Genomic DNA, 19655 nt, shown 5'->3' on the forward strand with positions numbered 1-19655 from the left:
TAAGCATGATTTAAAAATTTAAATTGAGTTGCTGAGCATATTTACGTGGACGACCAGCATTTGATGTGTTTTCTGGAACTTCGCCGAGTTGGAAGCCTCGTGCACCTTTCATATTGCTAAAATCAAACAGCTGTGAGGTTTTGCCAATGTAATCAAAGGTTTTATACAGATACCCCAGTTTTTCAGTATCTGCATAATGAACCATGCCAATTGCACAGTGACGATAAGAATCCTTTTTCATGTTGCAGATATAGCTTGTACCTTGGCCCTGTGTGACTTTGTTCCACAATTTGCCAATGCCTTGGGCGAGGGTAATATCTTCTAAATTTTTATTCCCGTTGAACAGAAAGTAGCAGTGCACATGAAACCCAGTACGGACGGTGTATTCGAAGCGAAAGATATAACCCACAAGCATTTTCATGACTGGATTATTCCGTTTGTTATTCAGCAGCTTTTGAGTACATGCTTTGATATAAGCCAGATCATGCTTGGAGCGAATTTCTTTCAGGCTATAAGCATTTTTCAGTAAAGTCTGTTGATCTCGCATAAGGGATAAATCCATTCGCACGACCAACAACCTAGAGTAGACTTCCAGCAATTGTTGAATGTATCCAACGCAAACCATTTTCATCTTTTTACAATGGTTATTTTGGTCACGGACTTTTTTTTTGACTTTAGGATCGTTCATATACGACTTAATCAATTCTACAAAGTGTAGAAAGTCATCAACAAACGGCTGAATAATTTCAAGATGATGTGATGACCCAATGCCTTGAGTTGCCAGTTCATTGAATTCATCTTGAGTAAGTTGAGACCGAGCATGATCAAATGCAAGACAGGCCACACCAGGCTCTATCTCTGGAGGTGTGTATGCATGAAGCAGTTCAAAAAAACTTTGCATTAAAGGTTCAATGGGTTTTGCAAATTTACGAAAAAAACGATCAGTTAAACCGTGCTGTTTTACAGTTAATATCTTAACAATAGGGGTTTTACACTTCAGAACAGCTTGCACAAACTCAATTTTCTGCAATATCGGCATAACGATATTGTCTAGATGATGGATGACAACTCTCTGGTTTTCACCGTGATTCAGTACTGTGTGTTGATGATCAAATTTCGCTTGCTCTAGAAGCTCATGATCAAACATCGTAAACAGTCCAGCTGTATTGGATAATTTGGGTTTAGTCATGTATAAGCCTTGAATTAAATGGAATTGACTTAAAAACACAACGATTAAGTAAAGCTTTCCCTTGGACACTGTGCTAAGGCAGTGTCCATGCGGGAATATCATTCGGTTAAGTGATAGATGTTTTTAGTACTTGTATTTATATGAACATTGATCCAATCATTCAAACTGTATTAAATACATTTAAATAATTGAATAGTATATAAATGATATAAATACCGTAATCCAAACCTATAGCGAATCCGAAGAGCTAAACTCAAAAGTTGCGCGAATCGTGCATGTTTTCGAGAAACTGCTTGTACAAAATTAGCTCACCGAAGCAGCTCGATTTCGGCTGGACATTTTGTTTCTAATCCATTCCTCAACTTCGCTGAGTAACCAACGTGAAGCTCTATTTAGCTTGATTGGTTTTGGAAAATCAGGGTCGTAACGTTTCGAGCGCGGGTTTAGCCGGTCATAAATGGATGACCGAGATAAACCAATCAGTTTGATAAGCTCATGAAGTCTAAGCATTTGGATAGTAGCGATTGATGTGTTCATTTTTACTCCTTGTAGATTAGTTTTGGACTAATCAAGGAAAAAATAAAACATTAGAGATCACTAAAAGTTCGTCAACGGGGGAGAATGATAAAATACACTATGATTTTTTTTGAACTACGCATTTTTCCTTGAGTTTTTCTTTTAGGTCGGGCCTTTCATTTAAGTAAGCCTTGCTTCTTTCAAAGGGAGCCTCTGGATCTGGGTTATTAAAAGTTTCTAGTTCACTTTTTAAAATTTTAATTCTACTTTCAATATTTTCCTTCCTATCATTAAACGATTCAAACTGCTCATAAAAATCAGTAAGATTCTGCGATGAATAGAATGACGTAGACGAAATAGGCTTGCCTTGTTTAAGTAATGTCATTTGTTCAGGAACAGATAACGGTACAATGGCTTTATTATGAGTAAAGATCAAGCATTCTTTATGTTTAATTAACATAGTTCTTAATAAACTTTCTAAGTGATTAATCTCATCTTGGATGGATTGAGAAATTATTGCAGTCACTTTCAAATCTAAGTCTATGTATATTTGGTTTAAACTATTAAACTTTTGACCTCTATAATTCTGAATATAATTTTCTACAAAGTTATAAAAGGGTTGTTTGCGTATGCGCTGAAAATTATATTTTTTGAAGGAATTAGAAACCCCTTGTTCTAAAAAGTGCCTTAAAACTGGGGGGAGGTTTTTTTGATTCATGCAATCTGCATGTGATGAATAAGCAGTTCGAATGGCTTTAAGCTCAGTTTGAATATTTTCTAAAGCATTAGCTTGTAGTGAAGCTCTAAATTTACGAATAGCTTGAAGTACTTCGTGATAATGTTTGGGGCGATATTCGAAATCAAGCTTTGCAACTTGAGCATTCCCATCCTGATCTGGAAAAAATGCCTTAACAGGTTTGTTACAAAGTCTTTTTATTTTATCTTCTTCCAACTCTTGGAAATAACCTTCGTCATCCAAGGTATATATTGCCTTCCTTAAATCTTCTTCATTAGATGCCATGAGGATAGATTCATGGGAACCTAAAAATGGAGTCGAGCAGATTTTTTCAAAAATAAATAGCTCTAGCATGTTGATTATTTTAATTTGATTATCTAGCTGATGGTTTGGCATGATCACTCCTGTTCATACAGAGCTTATTATTTCATTACAGTATTACCATTAAAAAAGCTTTAGTAAAGCCCTAATTTCTGTACAGACTTAGCCATTTTTATATACAGACTTAGTAATTAATATATTTTTTATTAGTAGGTTACAGAGATAGTTTATAGAAATTATAAGTGTGGCCATGCTTCTGTAATTTAAGGAAAAAGCACGATTTTTATGCATTACAAAACTCAGCCCAGTCAGCCATTAATCCTTTACGTTTTTCCAGATAAGCCCCACGAAAATAAGCTGCTTTGACTTCATCTGGCAGCTTATGTGCCAGTACGTGCTCACAAACCTTTCTAGGGTAGTCTGTTTTGTCGGCTGACCAGTCACGGAATGTAGAGCGAAAGCCATGTGTTGTAATAACACGATTCTGTTTTGGGTCAATATAGCCTAAGCCATTTTCTTTTAGCACTTGTCCAAGTATGTTCTAGATCACAGTCATCACTAACATATCAGAAAGGTTTTAACTAGAAACACAGGATATTTTGATTGTGAGTGAATTCAGAATAAGTAAACTTTATAATTGTAATAATATATTTCTATTGATTATTTGCTCTTGTTTTAAATAGTTTCTACTATCATTATAGAACTTATTTAAATAAATCTAACAGGTTAAATATGGGGCTAGTAAGAGTTGATACTGGAAATGATAAGTCAAAAGATCAGATAATTTTATCGTGGAAATCAACCCTTGCTATTCATGAAACAGCCTTAAGGCTACCTCAAAAGTCAGCATTGCTTAAATGTTTAGACTATGATTTAAATGATGAGGAAGAACCTGTAATAATTAATATGCCTACAGGGACAGGAAAAACGGGTGTCATTGCATCATTATTATTTAAAGCAATATTTAAGAGAACGCTAATCGTTGTTCCCTCCGACTCTTTACGGAAGCAAATAAGTGATGATCTAATCGATTTGAAAAAATATATTGCTTGGGGGGTTCTTCCTGAAAATAGTGAACAACCTATTATTTCTAGGTTAGAACCAAAAGATATTGATAAAATTGTTGAACATGATTTAGAAGAACAGTTTATTGTCGTTGCAACATCGCAAATTTTTAATTCATTCCAAGATGAAAATTTGAAGGTTTTTTTAAATCAGTTTGATAGGTTGATCTTTGATGAGGCTCATCATAGTGAAGCTCCAACATGGAAAAAACTTCGTGATAATTTCACCCAAAGAAAAAAGAAGATATTTCAATTTACCGCAACCCCTTACAGAGGAGATGGCAAAAAATTAGAAGGAAAATTCATATATCAATACTCCATTGCAAAAGCTTTTGATGAAGGTATTTTTGAGAAAATTCAATTTGAAGCTGTCAATGAATATTATGACGAGAAATCCGATGGAGTCGTTGCAAGGAAAGCATTAGAAGTATTACAAAAAGATATTCTGGCAGGGCTAGAGCATGTTCTTATGGTTAAAACTTCTACTATTAAGCATGCAAAAGAATTAAAAAAATTATATACCTCTCTAATAAAAGAATATTTCCCTGAAAAAATGGAAGTTTTATTAGCAACCAGCAAAGATGGAATAAATGAAGAAGATAAAAGTAAATTAAAGGAAGGTAAAACACAAATAGTGGTTTGTGTTGATATGTTTGGAGAGGGGTATGATTTACCTAATTTAAAAATATTAGCATTACATAAAAAATGTAAGAGCTTGCCAATATTTATGCAATTAGTGGGTCGTTTCACAAGGGTTAATAGAACAAAAAAACTAGGTCAAGCAACAATCATCTCAAATGTTGTTGCAGATGATATTGGAGAGCAATTTCAAGAGCTTTATCAGGCTGATGCAGATTGGAACCTATTGATTGGGAGTTTAAGTAAAGAAAAAATGATAGAAGAATTTTTTAGTTCTTCAATTGATGGTGAATATAATCATGAATTGATAAGAAAATTGTTCTCATCAAATTCATTCTATATTAAAAATAGCGCAACAATTTATAAAGAAATTAATGATGATATTAACGAGATTTTTGAAAAAACTAATCTTAAAAAATATTTTAATAAGTTGTCGGATAATTATATTTCTGCAATTTTTAGGGAAGAAAATTTAGGAATTATCTTATCAAGAAAGAAAGTTACCCCTATGTGGGTGTCTAGTGATGAGTTACAATTTGATTTGTTCGATATGTTCATATTTCTGAGAAAAGGTACTGACTTATTTGTTCATGGAAGTAATAAGGATTTAGTCCAGAATTTAGCAAAAGAGTTAGGCTATATTAACTTTAGTTTTCCTGAGTTATTTCGAATGTTTTATGATTTAGAACGTTCAGCGTTTGCAAATTTAGGTATGTTATCAACATCTAGAAATATAAGATTTAGAATGTTTACTGGTACAGATGTCTACAAAGAATTAACACAGCAAGATTTAAATAATAATGCATTATCAAATTTGTTTGGTCATGGTTACATTGACGGTAAGAAAGCTAGCTTGGGGTGCTCTAGGAAGGGTATCACATGGTCAATGTCTAGTGCTAACATTTATCAATGGGTCAAATGGTGTGAATCGTTATATGACAAAATTCATAATGAAAATATTCATATTGATTCATTTGTTAATAATATGCTTGAGCCATTTAGTGTTGAAAACTTAGCTAACTTTAAAATTCTCACTATCTCACCTGTAGATTTAATTTCTAAGGCTGTTAATTTGATACGGATTAGAGGAGAGTTGGGCTTAAAAACATTAAATTTTAGCTTTTATGAGGTTTTAAATGTTAAACAAGCTGACGAGAAAATAAGTTTTTCGATAAAAATTTATTTTGAAGATGATTATTTTTGTACACTTGATTATATCTATGATTTAACTCATGGTTTTAGTTTGGTTTCCGAGTCTTATAATGGAATGAAACTTAATTGTGAGTTGGATTTTATTAAGGAACTTCCAAAAAAACTTGGGCTTGTTGCTTGGACTTCAGGTTTTGAAGTAATTAGTTTAAATGAAAAAATTGGTTATAAGAACAAATATTCTTACACATTAGTAAAAGATAATGTAACTGAGTTGGACTGGAATGGGGTGGAGATAAATAAAGAGAGTTGGAAGTTTGGGGCAGTGAAAAACTCTGTTCAGGGTAAAATAATTGATGTACTTCAATCTCAAGAAAATAAGCCGAACATATTGTTCTATGACGATGGTAGTAATGAACTTGCAGATTTAGTTGGATTTTGGATTGATGAAGAACAGCAAAAAGTATGTATGCGTTTATATCATTGTAAATATGCTATAGGTACAAAATCTTCTATTGGAGCTGTGAATGAGCTGGTTCAGCAAACCCTTTCAACTTGTGATAAATTATCTGATGCAGTAAAAGCATTAAAACAATTAAAAATTAGAGAGAATAACACTTATAAAAAGACTAAAAATAGTAGATTCATATTAGGTGAAATGTCAGATTTAGATGCTTTGATTAAAAAGTATAGAACTTATGACGTTACTATAGAAATAGTATTAGTTCAGCCGAGCCTAGATTATTCTGAATTGAATTCTCGTGTTGAATCAGTACTAGGGCAGTTGGCATGTATTATTAAACAAACCTTGAATGCTGAAACTTATTATATTATTAAATAAGTATAATCTCTATCAAACTTGATGAGGGAAAAATATATTAATGCTTCTGCCATTTAAGGCGGAAGCATAGATTTTATGCTATTAATTTTGTGCATTACAAAACTCAGCCCAATCAGCCTTAAGCCTTTGCGTTTTTCGAGATATGCTACACGTAACTAAGCAGCTTCAACTTCATCTCGCAGCTTATGTGCAAGTACATGCTCACAAACTTCACGAGGGTAATCTGTTTATCTGCTGACCAGTCACGAAATGTAGAGTGGAAGCCATGTGTGGTAATCACTCGATTTTGTTTAGGGTCAATATAGCCTAAGTTATTTTCTTTAAGCTTCTGTTCATGCATGAACTTTATCAAAGTTGTTAAGGGTATGTCAGAAAGCATTTCACCATTACAGTGTACAGGAAAAATGAAAGCTTATAGCTGAATATGTTTTCAAATGAATTCAGGGAAACTACTTCTAAAATGTAAATAATAGAATTTATCATCTGGTAAAAAAGAAGAAATTGGTAGTAAGAAAGCATTGCAAATTTTAGATAAAAAAAGTAGATTTTGTTGTGTATTGAAACGCTATATTAAAAAATGTAATTCATGAAAAAAATACTTTATTTAAGTCTTTGTTATGTTTGGGGAATAGGTAACGTACATGCTGCAGGAAATATCAATCTATTTGCTGCTAACGCTACGTTTCCGCAAGACTTATCGCTTCCTGAGCTCATTCGACAGGATCAACGTTTAAGTGATTTAAAGCAACAGCTGGATACCCAAGCTATTATCCAGCCTAGCTTGACACCTTTACTCAAAAAACAGCATTTTATTGTTACGGAAGAACCCTGCTTTGATATCCACACTATCCGTATAGATGTGACTGATTCACATCCAAAAACTATTGATACTTTCAATTTTTTAAGCCAAATCCTCAATAAAAAAAGCAATACGATTGTAGAGCAGTGCATTGGTACTCAGAGCTTACAGAACGTGGTGAGATTCGCTCAGAATGAGCTGATCAAGAAAGGTTTTGTCACGACTCAAATTGTGGTGCCTGAACAGGATATGACGCAAGGGATGTTAAGGTTTGAATTGGTGCCAGGACGCATAGCTAAGATTAATCACAATGGCCCTGATATTTCAGTGCTGCAGTTAAAGACAGCACTTTCTTTTACAGAAGGCGATATTCTTAATATCCGCTCATTAGATCATGCATTAGAAAATTTAAAAAAAGTATCTGGATTAGAGGTTGATATTCAAATAGAGCCCGCTACAGAAGAGACGGCAGTAGGGCAAAGTAATATTCTGATTAGCACGCAACCTTACAAAAAACTTAATGTCAGTCTATCTGTAGATGATTCGGGCAATAAAAGCACCGGACAATATATTGGTAACATTGGACTGACTCTGAATAACCCTGCCCGAATGAATGACAGTCTGTATCTTAACTTCAGCCATTCGCTTGATGATTTTGATCAAGACCGTAATAAAAGTTATTTTATCAGCTATCAACTGCCGTTCCAGACCTTTGACTTGAGTGCAACTTACAACTGGTATGAATACGATCAATATGTTGCGGGTTATGAGAGTCCGATTTTATACAGTGGTGAAAGTCAGCAGGCTAATATCACCTTGTCTAAAATGTTGTTACGCGGAACCCAATATAAAACTTCCGTTTATGGCAAAGTTTATCAAAAGCAAAACCGCAACTATATCGAAGATATTGAGATTAGTGTTCAGCATCGACGTACAGCAGGCTGGCATGCGGGTATTCAGCATAAGCACTATATCGGCAATACCTTAGTCGATGTCGGGTTAGATTATCGAAGAGGGGTAGGCGCTTTTAATTCACTGGCTGCGCCAGAAGAAGAAATTACTGACATTTTTGGAAATCCGCTTCCGGTCGAAGGTTACTCACGTGCACCACTCTGGAGCGCTGACTTACGAATAAATTATCCTTTTAATTTATTCAATCAGGCAGCTCAATACCGCATCAATTGGAAAGGGCAATATGCGCCGAAGGTCTTGGTGCCCCAAGACCGCTTCTATATTGGTGGTCGCTATAGTGTTCGCGGCTTCGATGGGGAAATCATGTTATCTGGAGATAATGGTCATTTCCTGCAGCAAGAAATAAATATCAACACTCCCTTGAACAGCCAAGTCTATCTAGGGGTAGATCAGGGCTGGGTTACTGGAGAGCACAGTATTGCAGGGCAGCGTTATTTAGCTGGGGGAGTTATGGGAATACGTAGCTACTATCAGCAGCTATATCTGGATGCTTTTGTTGGACACGGACTGGTTGCACCACAGCGTATGAAAAAAGAGCTTATTACAGGCTTTAGTCTAAATTATTCCTTTTAAACCTTTGAATTTAAAAACTTGATTTAAAAATAGAAGTACTTTCAATGAATAAAAATCTTTATCGCATCATTTTCAGCAAAGCCCGCAATATGTTCATCGCTGTAGGGGAAAATAGTAAAAGCCAAACCAAAGCTGCTGGGGAGAGTGCAAAAATAGCGATATCTCCAGGAACTCATGATAGTACAGCTTTGCATCAACATTGGGTGGTGAAAAGCTTGGTAGCCAGCATGAGTATATGGATGTCTCTAGCCCCTGTATATGCACAGATTCAAGCAGATCCGGCGGCTAATGCAGCGAACCGTCCAGTCGTGGGCGTGGGAAAGAATAGCCAAGGTCAAAATGTACCTGTAGTCAACATTCAAACTCCAGTGAACGGTGTTTCCCACAACATCTATAAACAAATGGATGTGCTGAGTAATGGTGTAGTCCTGAATAACAGCCGTACAGGTGCCGGTTCTGCCATTGTGGGAAGTGTAGGAGCAAACCCATTTTTAGCTAAAGGTGAAGCACGGCTTATTTTAAATGAAATCAATTCAACTGCAGCAACCCGTTTTGAAGGAAATCTTGAGGTTGCAGGTCAACGTGCAGATGTCGTTATAGCTAACCCAGCTGGTATTAATATTAAAGGTGGTGGTTTTATTAATGCCAATAAAGCCATTTTTACCACAGGCAAAGCACAGCTAAATGCGGATGGAAGCTTAAAGCAATTTGTTGTAGACCAGGGTAAGGTGACGGTTACAGCCAACATAGGTTCAACTTTAGGTTTAGGTGGGAACAACAATAATGTTGATTATGTAGATATTTATGCACGTGCGTTAGACTTGAATGCACAACTGCATGCTAATCAAGATATTAATGTCATCACAGGTGCAAATACCATCTCAGCCGATCTTGAGAGCATTGACAGTAAAACCTCAACAGTCGCAGCACCTGCATTGGCAGTAGATATTAAAAGTTTGGGCGGGATGTATGCCAATAACATCTTCCTGAGGGGGAATGAAAAGGGCTTAGGTGTCACGAATGCCGGTGCACTCCAAGCTGTAAATAATATAGTGGTGACCAACACTGGTAAAATTGTTCATAGTGGAACAATTTCAACTACAGATAAAAAGAATGGTTTAGTCAGCGTTGCTAGCACCGGAACAGGGGCTGCTGCGGATATTGCTATAAGTGGATCAGTAAATAGTTATGGTTTAATTAATATTGATTCAGGCAATAATTTAAATCTGAATGCAAAAGATATTACGCTAAATTATGATGCCATAACCCTCAACTCAGCAGCACTGATTATTGGAGCTCAAGGTAATCTAAACTTAGCCACTGGGACCAAAATCAACAACCTCAGTACAAATGGCGACTTATATATCGATGCTAAAGGGATCAATCTGGCAGCAAATTCAGAGTTACGTAGTAACCGTGGTTCTGCCAATATTAATGCCAATGAAAGTTTGGTGAGTAACAGCACAGCAAGATTGATCGTTGCGAAAGATTTAAATTTAACTGCCAACAAAGATCTGAAACTAATAGGAAATACCCTACAGGCCACGAGTGGTTCAATCAATGTCCAGTCAGCTGAAGAGGTACATTTGCTCCAAGTAGATGGTGGAACACTCTATGCCGGTAAAGACTTAAATATCTATGGCTCAGGTGATGTCAGTCTTAAAAACTTAAGCTTTAACTTGGTCAATAATGCTACACGTTTAAAAGATATTAATGTCTACAGTGGCAAAAATCTGACTTGGGATAATAAAGCGAAACCCTTAGCTAAGATTTCAGGAAAACTACAACTTGAAGCCAAGCAAGGACTAGAGCTTGCGGGTACGGCGCTCCATGCAGCCAATGGTATTGTCACCCAGTCTGATACTCTAAATTTGAATACGACAGTAAAGTCAGATCAGGGCATTGACTTAACAACTCATAATGCCATGTCTTTAGCACAAGGCACATCGTTAACTGCAGTCAAAGATGTCAATTTAGCTTCATTACAGGGCAGTATTCAGGCACAAAGTCTGAAAGTTAACTCAACTGCAGGCCATGCATCAATTATTGCCCATGAAAATGTAAACTTGAATTCAGTCCAAACCACTGTGGCCGCGCCCCAGGCAGATCGTGATGAACAAATTACCGATAAGACTGTGATTAACGCAGATCAAGGCATTGTGATTGCCAGTGCGGAAAAAGGTACAGTCAGCGTTAACTCAGCAGATTTAACTTCAGCCAAAGGTGATTTAAAGATCCTTGGGCAAAATGGTGTAAATCTGGATTCCAATATTGATGTGGTTGTTGATGGTGGAGATAATGGGCATGACACTACTCTTACCAATCAGCTCAAGGGCCAATCTGTATCAATCGGAACTAAAAAGGGTAATATTGATATTAAGAATACTGTGTTGACCTCAACTGTAAACCAGCTACATCTAAACAGTGAAGCAGGCATGCTCAGTGTTGCAGACAGTAAGCTGCAGTCTAAGGGGAATACTGAAATTTACGCCAAGGATATTTTGGCTCTTAAAAATATCACAGCGAACTCAGATCAACATTTAGCAGTCAATTCAAAACGAACTCTATATCTGAATGCAGATTATACGCCGACAGCTACTGTGTGGCATCCATCAGCTAAAACCAACTTAACAGCAAAAGGAGTCTTGTCACTTACTGCTACGGGTAACCAGGTAATGCAGAATGCCCAATTGACAGGTGGTGCTGTTTTATTAGAAACCACAAATTTATTTATGAAGCCAGGTCTGGTCTTCAATGCCACGGGAAGTGATCTATTAAAAAATGATAGTAAACTCAGTAGTTTAAATGGTGATTTAAGTATTCAAACTACCGGAACTACTGGTTTAACAATTGACCCAAAGATAATAAATTTATCTGCAATTGGTGATATTGAACTTATTGCAAAGAATGGTCATTTAAAATTGGCTGGTTATGGTGGTATGAAAGGTAATGGTTCAGAGCAAATTGTAAACTTAGTAACAAGTAATGGTGGGATTAATTTAATTGGTAAATCTATACAGTTAGATGGAAGTAATTTAAATGCTAAAGGCGCTATAAATTTAGTAGCCACTAATGGGGATATTGTTGTTGATGGTATAAAAAATAAACATGTTAATGCACCTCATACTTTAAATTATCAGATGCTTTCGAATGAAAAGAAAAATAATGATCAATTTATCGCAGCAGCTAAAGCATTGTTAGTTTCGCAATATCCTACTGACCAAATTTTATTAGCAATACTTGGACCCCAATATGTTCTTAATGAGATTGCGATTGCTGAAGAAAGAGGTAAAGCAATTCAGTCAGATATGAATTTCTATTTGTCTAATATAAATGGTTTTGAGCATAAAAAAGCTAATGTTGTAAGTAACACAGGAAATATCGAAATTAATGCAAAGCAGGGAATTTTATTAAGAGCAACAGATGTTACTAGTCCAGAAAAAATCTTAATAGAGTCTCAAGGTACTTTACAAAAAACTAAAACCTCTAAAGAACTTACTGAGCAACTGGATGCAGGTATATTAATAGATGGAGTAGTTGATAGTTTTGATTTTGGTGTTGATACAGGTGCTAATTATCAAGTTAGAGAGAATTTTGTTGCGAATCAAATTAGGGGCTCAAATGGAGTAACAATAAATTCATTAGGTGAAAACTTAACAGATAATTTAGTTATTCAAGGTGCTGATATTATTTCGTGGTATGGAGATGTTGATTTACAAAGTGGAAAAGATATTCAATTATTAACTGGTCAAGATCAAAGTTATGATAAATCAACGCAAACAACGACTAAAAAAACTTGGTACGGAAAGAAAAAAACTACACAAACTATTTATCAAGCTCAAAACTATTCTTCAATTCCTGTAAATTTACAAGGTAAAAATATTTTATTAAAAAGCAAAGGAGATACGGTTTTATATTCTACAAATATGGATGCATATGGCGATATTGATATTAAAGCTAAAAATATAAAACTACTTGTAACTGATGAAATAAAAAGAAAAGAGACTACTTCAAGAAAAAAATCTTCATTTTGGGGATTTAAATATAATGATTCGACCTCAAATTCATCATATAAAGAAATTACACAATTACCTGTTAAAGCAAAAGCTGATTATATAAGTACTAAATCAGCATTTGATACTCTTCTACAAGGTTCAGAATTTAACTATCTATCTGGCGCTTCAATAACTGCAGGAGGAACAATTACATTAACTTCGGCAACTACACTCATTGAAAATACTCTTCATAAAGAAAAAAATTCAGTTGTTTGGCAATCTATGCAGGATACAGGCTCAATTACTGAAACAGCAAAACTGCCAAGTTTTAATGGACCAGTTGTACCAAAGTTTGAAGCGAAAGGCGGACTAACAGTACAAGTGCCTGTTGTTTCTGGCCAAAACAATGATGTTCGTGCTGAGGTGATTAAGCTTTCTAATCAGCCTGGTAATGAATATTTGAAAGGGCTTATTGCTCGAAAAGATGTGAATTGGGAAGCGGTTAAACTTGCTCAAGAGAATTGGAATTATAAGCAGCAAGGTTTGACAGGCGCTGGCGCCGCAATCATTGCAATTGTTGTGGTAGCAGCGACTGCAGGCGCTGGAGCTACAGCAGTAGGGGCATTAGGGGGAACAGCATCTACTTTGGGGGGATCTGCAGTTGCAATGAGTCAGGCAGCAATTACAACTTTAGCAACACAAGCGAGTGTAAGCCTGATTAATAATGGTGGAGATATTGCTAAGACTTTAAATGAGCTGGGCAGTAAAGAGTCGGTAAGAGGTTTAGCTACAAGTATTGTAACAGCAGGTTTGTTGAGTCAAGTAAGTACAGCTTTAAATCTTAAGCCTGATAGTACTTATTTTCCTGATCGTTTAATGAATAACTTTGCGACTTCTGTTGGCTCTACTTTAGTACAAACTGCTATCAAAGGGGGAAATCTCGAAGACAATTTACAGGCTGCTTTATTAGCAGGTTTAGCCGGGGCATTACAGGGAGAATTAGCAAGTCAAATTGGTACAAGTCTTGATAAATTTGATCCTAGTGCTTTTGAATACACAATTCATAAAATTGCTCATGCTGCAGTAGGTTGCGCAGCATCCGCAGCTACCAAAGCAAGTTGTGAGGCTGGAGCAATTGGTGCAGGTGTTGGCGAAATAGTTGCTGAATTAATGATACCAGATGGTAAGACAGCACTTGATCTAACAGATTTAGAAAGAACAAAAATTAAGGATACAAGTAAACTTCTTGCGGGGGTTACAGCAGCATTTGCTGGCTATGATGTAAATACTGCTGCAAATAGTGCGAATATAGCTGTAGAAAATAATAGTTTGGCTAAATTGGCAACAACCGCAGGGAAAGCGGCATATAGGGTTGCTAAAAGAATTACGGATATGCCCGCCACAGTAAGATCAAATCTGAAACCTGATGACGTTATTAACATGTTTAAGGAGGAGGGGATTCAGGGGGTGATTGATATTGGAGACAATATCACAACCTTGGTAAGTCCTGCATCAACTCCAGGAGATAGAGCTTTTGCAGCAATCGATTTACTGATAGGTATTGACTTAAAAGCTGGTAAAAATGTCGATGTATTAATGGCAGATAAGAAAATAGTAGGAAAAAATTTCCCAGCTGAAAGTTTATCTTTCGATGAAAATAAGTTTAAATATCTTTTTGGAAAAGCCACCTATGATCCTCATAACACACCAAGAAGTTTACAAAATAGAGAACAATTAGCTTCTGTAGGAATTTTTGATGATAATAAAGGGCGAGAGCGTATTATTATGCATTTATCTGATACGGTAAGTCGCCCTAATAATATTTCTGAGACTTTTACAAAGAATATTAATGGAGTTGATAGAAAATTCGAAGTCAGAGAATCTCTGCTTTCTGGTCCTATGGGAGTAAGAAAAGCAGAATCAACATTTGAAATTATGCCGGATGGGCAACGTAAATTTGCTACTATTATTATTAAAGGAGGTAAGTAAATGTCTAAATATTTGATCCCATCATGTGATGAATTATCTTCTATTTTTGGGTGTGATTGTTGGATAGATGAAAACCATATTCAAATAATGAAATTTGCGGATGAGGATAAAAGTGATTTAAGTATATATATTGGCCATGTGGATGATAGTGTCAAAATTGTTTTCAACAAAGATTTAACAACAGTAATAGATATTTATATGGAAAACCTTGAAGAGTTTTTTTTGGATGTAGATAAACAAATTATTAAAATGGTATTTAATCAATCTTATAAAGTAACTATCGAAATAAAATTATGGAGTAAATTTTTAATAAAAATGAGTGGCATGGTTTTTTAAGGGATCAGACTATCTCTAGTAAATTATAGAGAAGGTGGCTTTATTTTGAAGCCACCTTAAATGTGATGGAATAAAATAGTTGTATATTAGATCTCTTTCATAAATTAAAGAGTAAGCTATTTTTTGATTATTTATATTGTAGAATTTTCAACATTCCTACATAATTTGCGGATGAAATACGTTGATACACATTTACAAATGTGTGCAAAAAAAGTATATATATATTAAAGATTTTCGTTATGCTTAGAAAGCAATTAACTAAAAAAGTAGCTATTCGTAAGACTTTCGCAATTATTTCTCATCCAAATATCTAAATTTCAGCATTTCTGGTTTTTATCTAATAATTATTTTTTTACACAAAATTTACACCATTGATTTATTTTTTAAACATAAAGTTTTGAATTTTATTGATTATATTAAAAGTATCGTCCAATCCATCATTGGACGACACTTTGATAGCAATAATCGGCCCAATCAGTCATTAAACTTTTACGTTTCTCTAAATACGCACCACGTAAGTATGCAGCTTCAACTTCATCAGGTAGCTTGTGTGCAAGAACATGCTCACAAACTTCACGAGGGTAAATTGTTTTATCGGCCGACCAATCACGGAAAGTTGATCTAAAACCATGTGTTGTAACCACGCGATTTTGTTTTGGATCAATATAGCCTAAGCGATCTTCTTTTAGCTTCTGTTCATGCATCCGTTTGATTAGTGTAGTCAAAGACATATCAGAAAGCATTTGTCCATTGCGCGGAGCAGGGAAGATGAAGTCTTGTAGCTGAGTATATGGTTGAATTGATTCTAATAAAGCGATTGCTTCTTGAGATAAAGGCACACGATGTTCCTTTTCTGCTTTCATCCGCTCTTTAGGAATAATCCAGACCTTATTCTTAAAATCGATTTCCTGCCATTTAGCTCCAAAAACCTCACCAGACCGACAGGCAGTTAAAATTGCAAATTCCAGAGCTTTAGGTGAAATTCCTTTTTTCTGTCTCAGGTGCTGAATAAACTCAGCTACCTGTTCATAAGGTAATGATGGGTGAGGGCGTGATTCCTGCTTTAAGTTACCCAAGATTGGTTCAAGATTGCCTTTCCATTCAGCAGGATTATCACCAACAAAATATCCCATGGCCTTAGCATAATCAAAAATGGTTTCTATACGACCACGAATACGTTTAGCTGTTTCGTTCTTCTCAGTCCAGATAGGTCTAAGAACTTCGGCAATATCGACTTTAGTAATTGTACCAATACTGATATCACCTAAAGTTGGGTAAATATAGGTTTCTAATGTAGAAGTCCACTGTCCAATATGCTTTTCATTTTTCAGTTCACGGGCTTTATTAGCAATAACGACTTTTGCACACTCAAGGAATGTTTTGTCACGAAGTTTCTGAACATACAGCTTTTCTAGTTGTTCTTGTTTATGAGCAATTGGATCAATGCCACTTCGTATTTGTAATCTTAATTCAGTTGCTTTGGCACGGGCTTCAGCTAAAGAAACTTCAGGGTAGGGACCGATTCCAATATCACGGCGATGTGGTTTTAACTTCCCATCTTTATCCAGACGTTTTCCCACTACTGCACGCAAAATCCAGACACGGGAGTTACCTTCAACATTCAGGCAAAGGCCATCAACGCCCCCTACAGAATGTCGCCCAGTCTTCTTAATTTTTGCTACACTGAGTGCAGATAGCTCTTTAGATTTCTTTGGCATGTCTTGATTTACCCCACAACCTACCCCTCATAAAATACTGGAAATGGTAGGATTGGGCAAGATGGCTTAGGACGATAAAAATATTAAATAATTGAAAAATATATGTTTATAATATTATCCAGGATTGCTTAGGACTACTGTTAGACGGACACCGCTTCCGCCAAATATCAACGACTTAGCCCTGACATTCTCAGGGCTTTGTTGTTTCTAGGCTTATGCAGGCTTTGTTGCATAAATATGTAAGCATCTGATTTAAATAAATTTAATTTTGGATCAAAAAATAATCAAAACTTTTAAAATCATATAGTTATGAAATCTTTGTGCAACAAAGCCTATTCTTAAACTAAATACTCAATAGCTGCGATTAATATTAAATTATTGGTTTAAGGAGATATTGGCTCACCTAAATTCAGGTCCGAATTTGACCTGAACTTTGCTGTATTAAATTTTAAACCATCTGATATTTCTTTAACCGGTAATCCAGTGTTGCCCGACTAATCCCCAGTAAACGTGCCGCTTCAGAAATATTCTGCTGGCTACGCTGCATGGCGGTTAGAATAATTTCCTGCTCATGCCGTTCCAAAGAAAAATCCTCGGTCAACAGGGTCTCAATTGAATTGGGGGAGGTTGAATTTTCAGCCTGCTGCTTTAACTGCGGAAACAGGCAGCTTAGTTTAATTTCTTGCTGGTCATCAGTCAGTAAGGTGGCGCGTTCCAGCAGGTTTTCTAGCTCACGGATATTGCCAGGCCATTCATAACTCATCACATAATTTTTGGCTTTGTCACTCAGGCCAGGCAGGGTTTTGCCATACAGGTTTTCAAAGCGTTTCAGGAAATGATTGACCAGTAGCGGAATATCTTCACGACGCTCGCGCAGTGGCGGAATCTGTACCGGAAAAATATTCAGCCGATAAAATAAATCGGCACGGAAACGTCCGGCTTTGACTGCCTGTTCCAGATCTTCGTTGGTGGCGGCGACAATACGCACATCGACTTTGCGGGTCTGATAATCACCAACCCGTTCAAATTCGCCTTCCTGTAACATGCGTAACAGAGCGGCCTGCGCACGCGGTGACAGTTCAATCACTTCATCCAGAAAAATGGTGCCGCCATCTGCGCGTTCAAACTTGCCTGCACGTGACTGGTTGGCGCCGGTATAGGCACCTTTTTCCACCCCGAACAGTTCGGCTTCAATCAGGTCGGGAGGAATACAGGCACAGTTGACTGCGACAAACGGTTGCTGGCGGCGCTGGCTGGCCTGATGAATCCCGCGGGCAAAGGCTTCTTTACCGACCCCGGTTTCGCCCTGTAGCAGGACTGCGACTTTACTGCCTGCGGCCTTTTTCAGGAGGTCGCAGACCTTGCGATAGGCCGCCGATTCACCGATAGCATTAAACATGGTGTAGTCGGCTTCAGCATCGGTGTAGATGGTCTGTTTCAGCTGGTTCAGCTCTGCCTGCAAGGCAATAATCTTGTCCGACACCGGATCGGGTGACATAAAGCGGATCAGTTCATTGGCATTTTCCCAGTCGGCCAGCGGTTTGCCGATAATCCGGCAGCAGTCATCGCCTTTGGCCACGCAATGGGTTTCCTGATAAATAATGGTTTGACCCATCACATAGCTGCTATAGCCGCAGGCATAACCGAGCAGCATCCAGCAGGCCGGTTCATCGGCTGCGCCAAATTCAGATAAATGCACTTCGGCTTCAAAAGAGTTAAGCCAGTTAAAATCGGCATAAAACTGATGCTGGTCATGACTTAAACGCAGGTCATTGACTGTAACCTGGACCATGCCGCGAATACCGTGCATCTGCGGGCCGGCCATAAAGGCTTCCACTTCATTTAAGTTCGGGCGCAGTCGTGAGGTGACTTCGGCATCGCGCATCCCGGCCTGATAGCCGCAGCGGATAAAAAAGTGTTTGGTGCGTTCATAGCCCAGCATCTGATACAGGTCTTTGCGCAAATAGCCCATGATGCCGCTATGAATCAGCAGCATCCGGTTTTCTTCAAACCAGATCTGACCGTGTTCGGTATCAAACTGGATTTTGTCGAGTAGATCCTGAATATCCTGATTGTGTTCCAGCAGCTGTTTGTAGTGTTTAAGGTCCTGGGTATGGGGCATAGCCAATCATCCATTTTGGCAAGTCACAAGCATGGGTTGATCTTAACCAATTCCGACCACGGAGGTGAGGATTAAAAGCGCATAATCTTATACCTTTTAAATATAGTGCTCATAAATCAATAAGTCGAAATTTTAGCAATATACAAATGTCTAAAACTTCAGTATGCGTTTAAGTTCATCAAATGCTGAAATTCAGCAAAATATCTTTCAGCAAAACATGAAATTTCTCGTCCATCTCATCTCTGTATTTTTAAGCCGATTTAAATAAAAATATAAATATCAATAATTTGCAAAAGTTGGCACGCCTTTTGAAATGCTTTAAGTAAATAAAGCTGCAAGCTCCGTGCTTGCCACACTGAAATGATTTTGGTGGCAATGAAAAAGGAAGGTCATGATGACGCACACTGCACGCCCAACGGCATTGACCAAATACATCCGGATTACCGGTGATCCACAGGCCAAATTTGTCGAATTTGATTTTGCCATTCAGGACCCGACGCTATTTGTCGAGCTGGTTCTGCCCCAGCAGGCTTTCCAGGAATTTTGTGCCATGCATCAGGTGGTGGAAATGAGCGCCGCACAACAGGCCTGGAATGATGCCCAGGAAGATAAATGGCGTTATGGCGTAGAACCGAGCATGGTGCGCCCGACACAGTATCTGTCAGATCAAGAAGATCAGTCTTAAGTCGATAAGGA

The 19655-nt window shown here is 37.1% G+C and carries 10 protein-coding genes and 2 pseudogenes; 5 read left to right on the forward strand and 7 right to left on the reverse strand.

The annotated features are described in order from the left end of the window. Positions 1-10: 10 nt before the first annotated feature. From FTT64_RS06220 to FTT64_RS06235, 4 genes and pseudogenes are all read right to left on the reverse strand, one after another. Positions 11-1189 (reverse strand): inovirus-type Gp2 protein, encoded by a 1179-nt coding sequence (locus tag FTT64_RS06220; protein ID WP_180182168.1) that lies wholly within the window; start codon positions 1187-1189, stop codon positions 11-13. Positions 1190-1492: 303 nt separating this feature from the next. Next, entirely contained in the window at positions 1493-1726 is a 234-nt protein-coding gene (locus FTT64_RS06225; RefSeq protein ID WP_079283084.1) for an AlpA family transcriptional regulator, read from the reverse strand. Between the two features lie 97 nt (positions 1727-1823). Beyond that, positions 1824-2837 (reverse strand): hypothetical protein, encoded by a 1014-nt coding sequence (locus tag FTT64_RS06230; protein WP_180182167.1) that lies wholly within the window; start codon positions 2835-2837, stop codon positions 1824-1826. A gap of 208 nt (positions 2838-3045) precedes the next feature. Beyond that, positions 3046-3291, reverse strand: a pseudogene (locus tag FTT64_RS06235) (integrase); the annotation flags it as partial. Between the two features lie 203 nt (positions 3292-3494). Between FTT64_RS06235 and FTT64_RS06240 the strand changes: the two are divergent. Further along, positions 3495-6455: a DEAD/DEAH box helicase gene (locus FTT64_RS06240; RefSeq protein WP_180182166.1), complete on the forward strand. Its 2961-nt coding sequence runs from the start codon at positions 3495-3497 to the stop codon at positions 6453-6455. 81 nt (positions 6456-6536) lie between these two features. On the opposite strand, the pseudogene FTT64_RS06245 reads toward FTT64_RS06240, so the two are convergent. Continuing rightward, positions 6537-6864: pseudogene (locus FTT64_RS06245) on the reverse strand (integrase); the annotation flags it as partial. A 177-nt stretch (positions 6865-7041) separates the two neighbouring features. Here FTT64_RS06245 and FTT64_RS06250 point away from each other — a divergent pair. From FTT64_RS06250 to FTT64_RS06260, 3 genes are read left to right on the forward strand one after another with little or no spacing between them, the layout of a single operon-like run. Continuing rightward, the gene (locus FTT64_RS06250; protein ID WP_180182165.1) at positions 7042-8799 is read left to right on the forward strand and encodes a ShlB/FhaC/HecB family hemolysin secretion/activation protein; all 1758 of its coding nucleotides are present in this window, start codon (positions 7042-7044) and stop codon (positions 8797-8799) included. Positions 8800-8843: 44 nt separating this feature from the next. Beyond that, positions 8844-14783 carry a DUF637 domain-containing protein gene (locus FTT64_RS06255; protein ID WP_180182164.1) on the forward strand — a complete coding sequence of 1980 codons (5940 nt, stop codon included), beginning with the start codon at positions 8844-8846 and terminating at the stop codon, positions 14781-14783. Next, positions 14784-15119, forward strand: coding sequence for a hypothetical protein (locus tag FTT64_RS06260; protein ID WP_180182163.1), 336 nt, complete (start codon positions 14784-14786; stop codon positions 15117-15119). It abuts the gene before it with no gap. Positions 15120-15556: 437 nt separating this feature from the next. On the opposite strand, the gene FTT64_RS06265 is transcribed toward FTT64_RS06260, so the two are convergent. Both FTT64_RS06265 and mobR read right to left on the reverse strand, forming a co-directional pair. Beyond that, positions 15557-16837, reverse strand: a complete 1281-nt coding sequence (locus tag FTT64_RS06265) for a site-specific integrase (RefSeq protein WP_180182162.1) — start codon at positions 16835-16837, stop codon at positions 15557-15559. Positions 16838-17285: 448 nt separating this feature from the next. After that, positions 17286-18959 (reverse strand): phenol degradation transcriptional regulator MobR, encoded by a 1674-nt coding sequence (gene mobR / locus FTT64_RS06270; protein ID WP_168390965.1) that lies wholly within the window; start codon positions 18957-18959, stop codon positions 17286-17288. Between the two features lie 394 nt (positions 18960-19353). On the opposite strand from mobR, the gene FTT64_RS06275 reads away from it, so the two are divergent. Then, on the forward strand, positions 19354-19644 hold the full coding sequence (locus tag FTT64_RS06275; protein ID WP_104489758.1) for a phenol hydroxylase subunit: 291 nt from the start codon (positions 19354-19356) through the stop codon (positions 19642-19644). The last annotated feature ends 11 nt before the right edge of the window (positions 19645-19655 follow it).

Source organism: Acinetobacter sp. Q186-3, assembly GCF_013420655.1.
Lineage (GTDB): Bacteria > Pseudomonadota > Gammaproteobacteria > Pseudomonadales > Moraxellaceae > Acinetobacter > Acinetobacter indicus.

Coding starts and splice junctions, on each gene's coding strand:
- FTT64_RS06265 (WP_180182162.1), bottom strand. CDS start 16,837: ATGCCAAAGAAATCTAAAGAGCTATCTGCACTCAGTGTAGCAAAAATT.
- mobR (WP_168390965.1), bottom strand. CDS start 18,959: ATGCCCCATACCCAGGACCTTAAACACTACAAACAGCTGCTGGAACAC.
- FTT64_RS06255 (WP_180182164.1), top strand. CDS start 8,844: ATGAATAAAAATCTTTATCGCATCATTTTCAGCAAAGCCCGCAATATG.
- FTT64_RS06250 (WP_180182165.1), top strand. CDS start 7,042: ATGAAAAAAATACTTTATTTAAGTCTTTGTTATGTTTGGGGAATAGGT.
- FTT64_RS06220 (WP_180182168.1), bottom strand. CDS start 1,189: ATGACTAAACCCAAATTATCCAATACAGCTGGACTGTTTACGATGTTT.
- FTT64_RS06240 (WP_180182166.1), top strand. CDS start 3,495: ATGGGGCTAGTAAGAGTTGATACTGGAAATGATAAGTCAAAAGATCAG.
- FTT64_RS06275 (WP_104489758.1), top strand. CDS start 19,354: ATGACGCACACTGCACGCCCAACGGCATTGACCAAATACATCCGGATT.
- FTT64_RS06225 (WP_079283084.1), bottom strand. CDS start 1,726: ATGAACACATCAATCGCTACTATCCAAATGCTTAGACTTCATGAGCTT.
- FTT64_RS06230 (WP_180182167.1), bottom strand. CDS start 2,837: ATGCCAAACCATCAGCTAGATAATCAAATTAAAATAATCAACATGCTA.
- FTT64_RS06260 (WP_180182163.1), top strand. CDS start 14,784: ATGTCTAAATATTTGATCCCATCATGTGATGAATTATCTTCTATTTTT.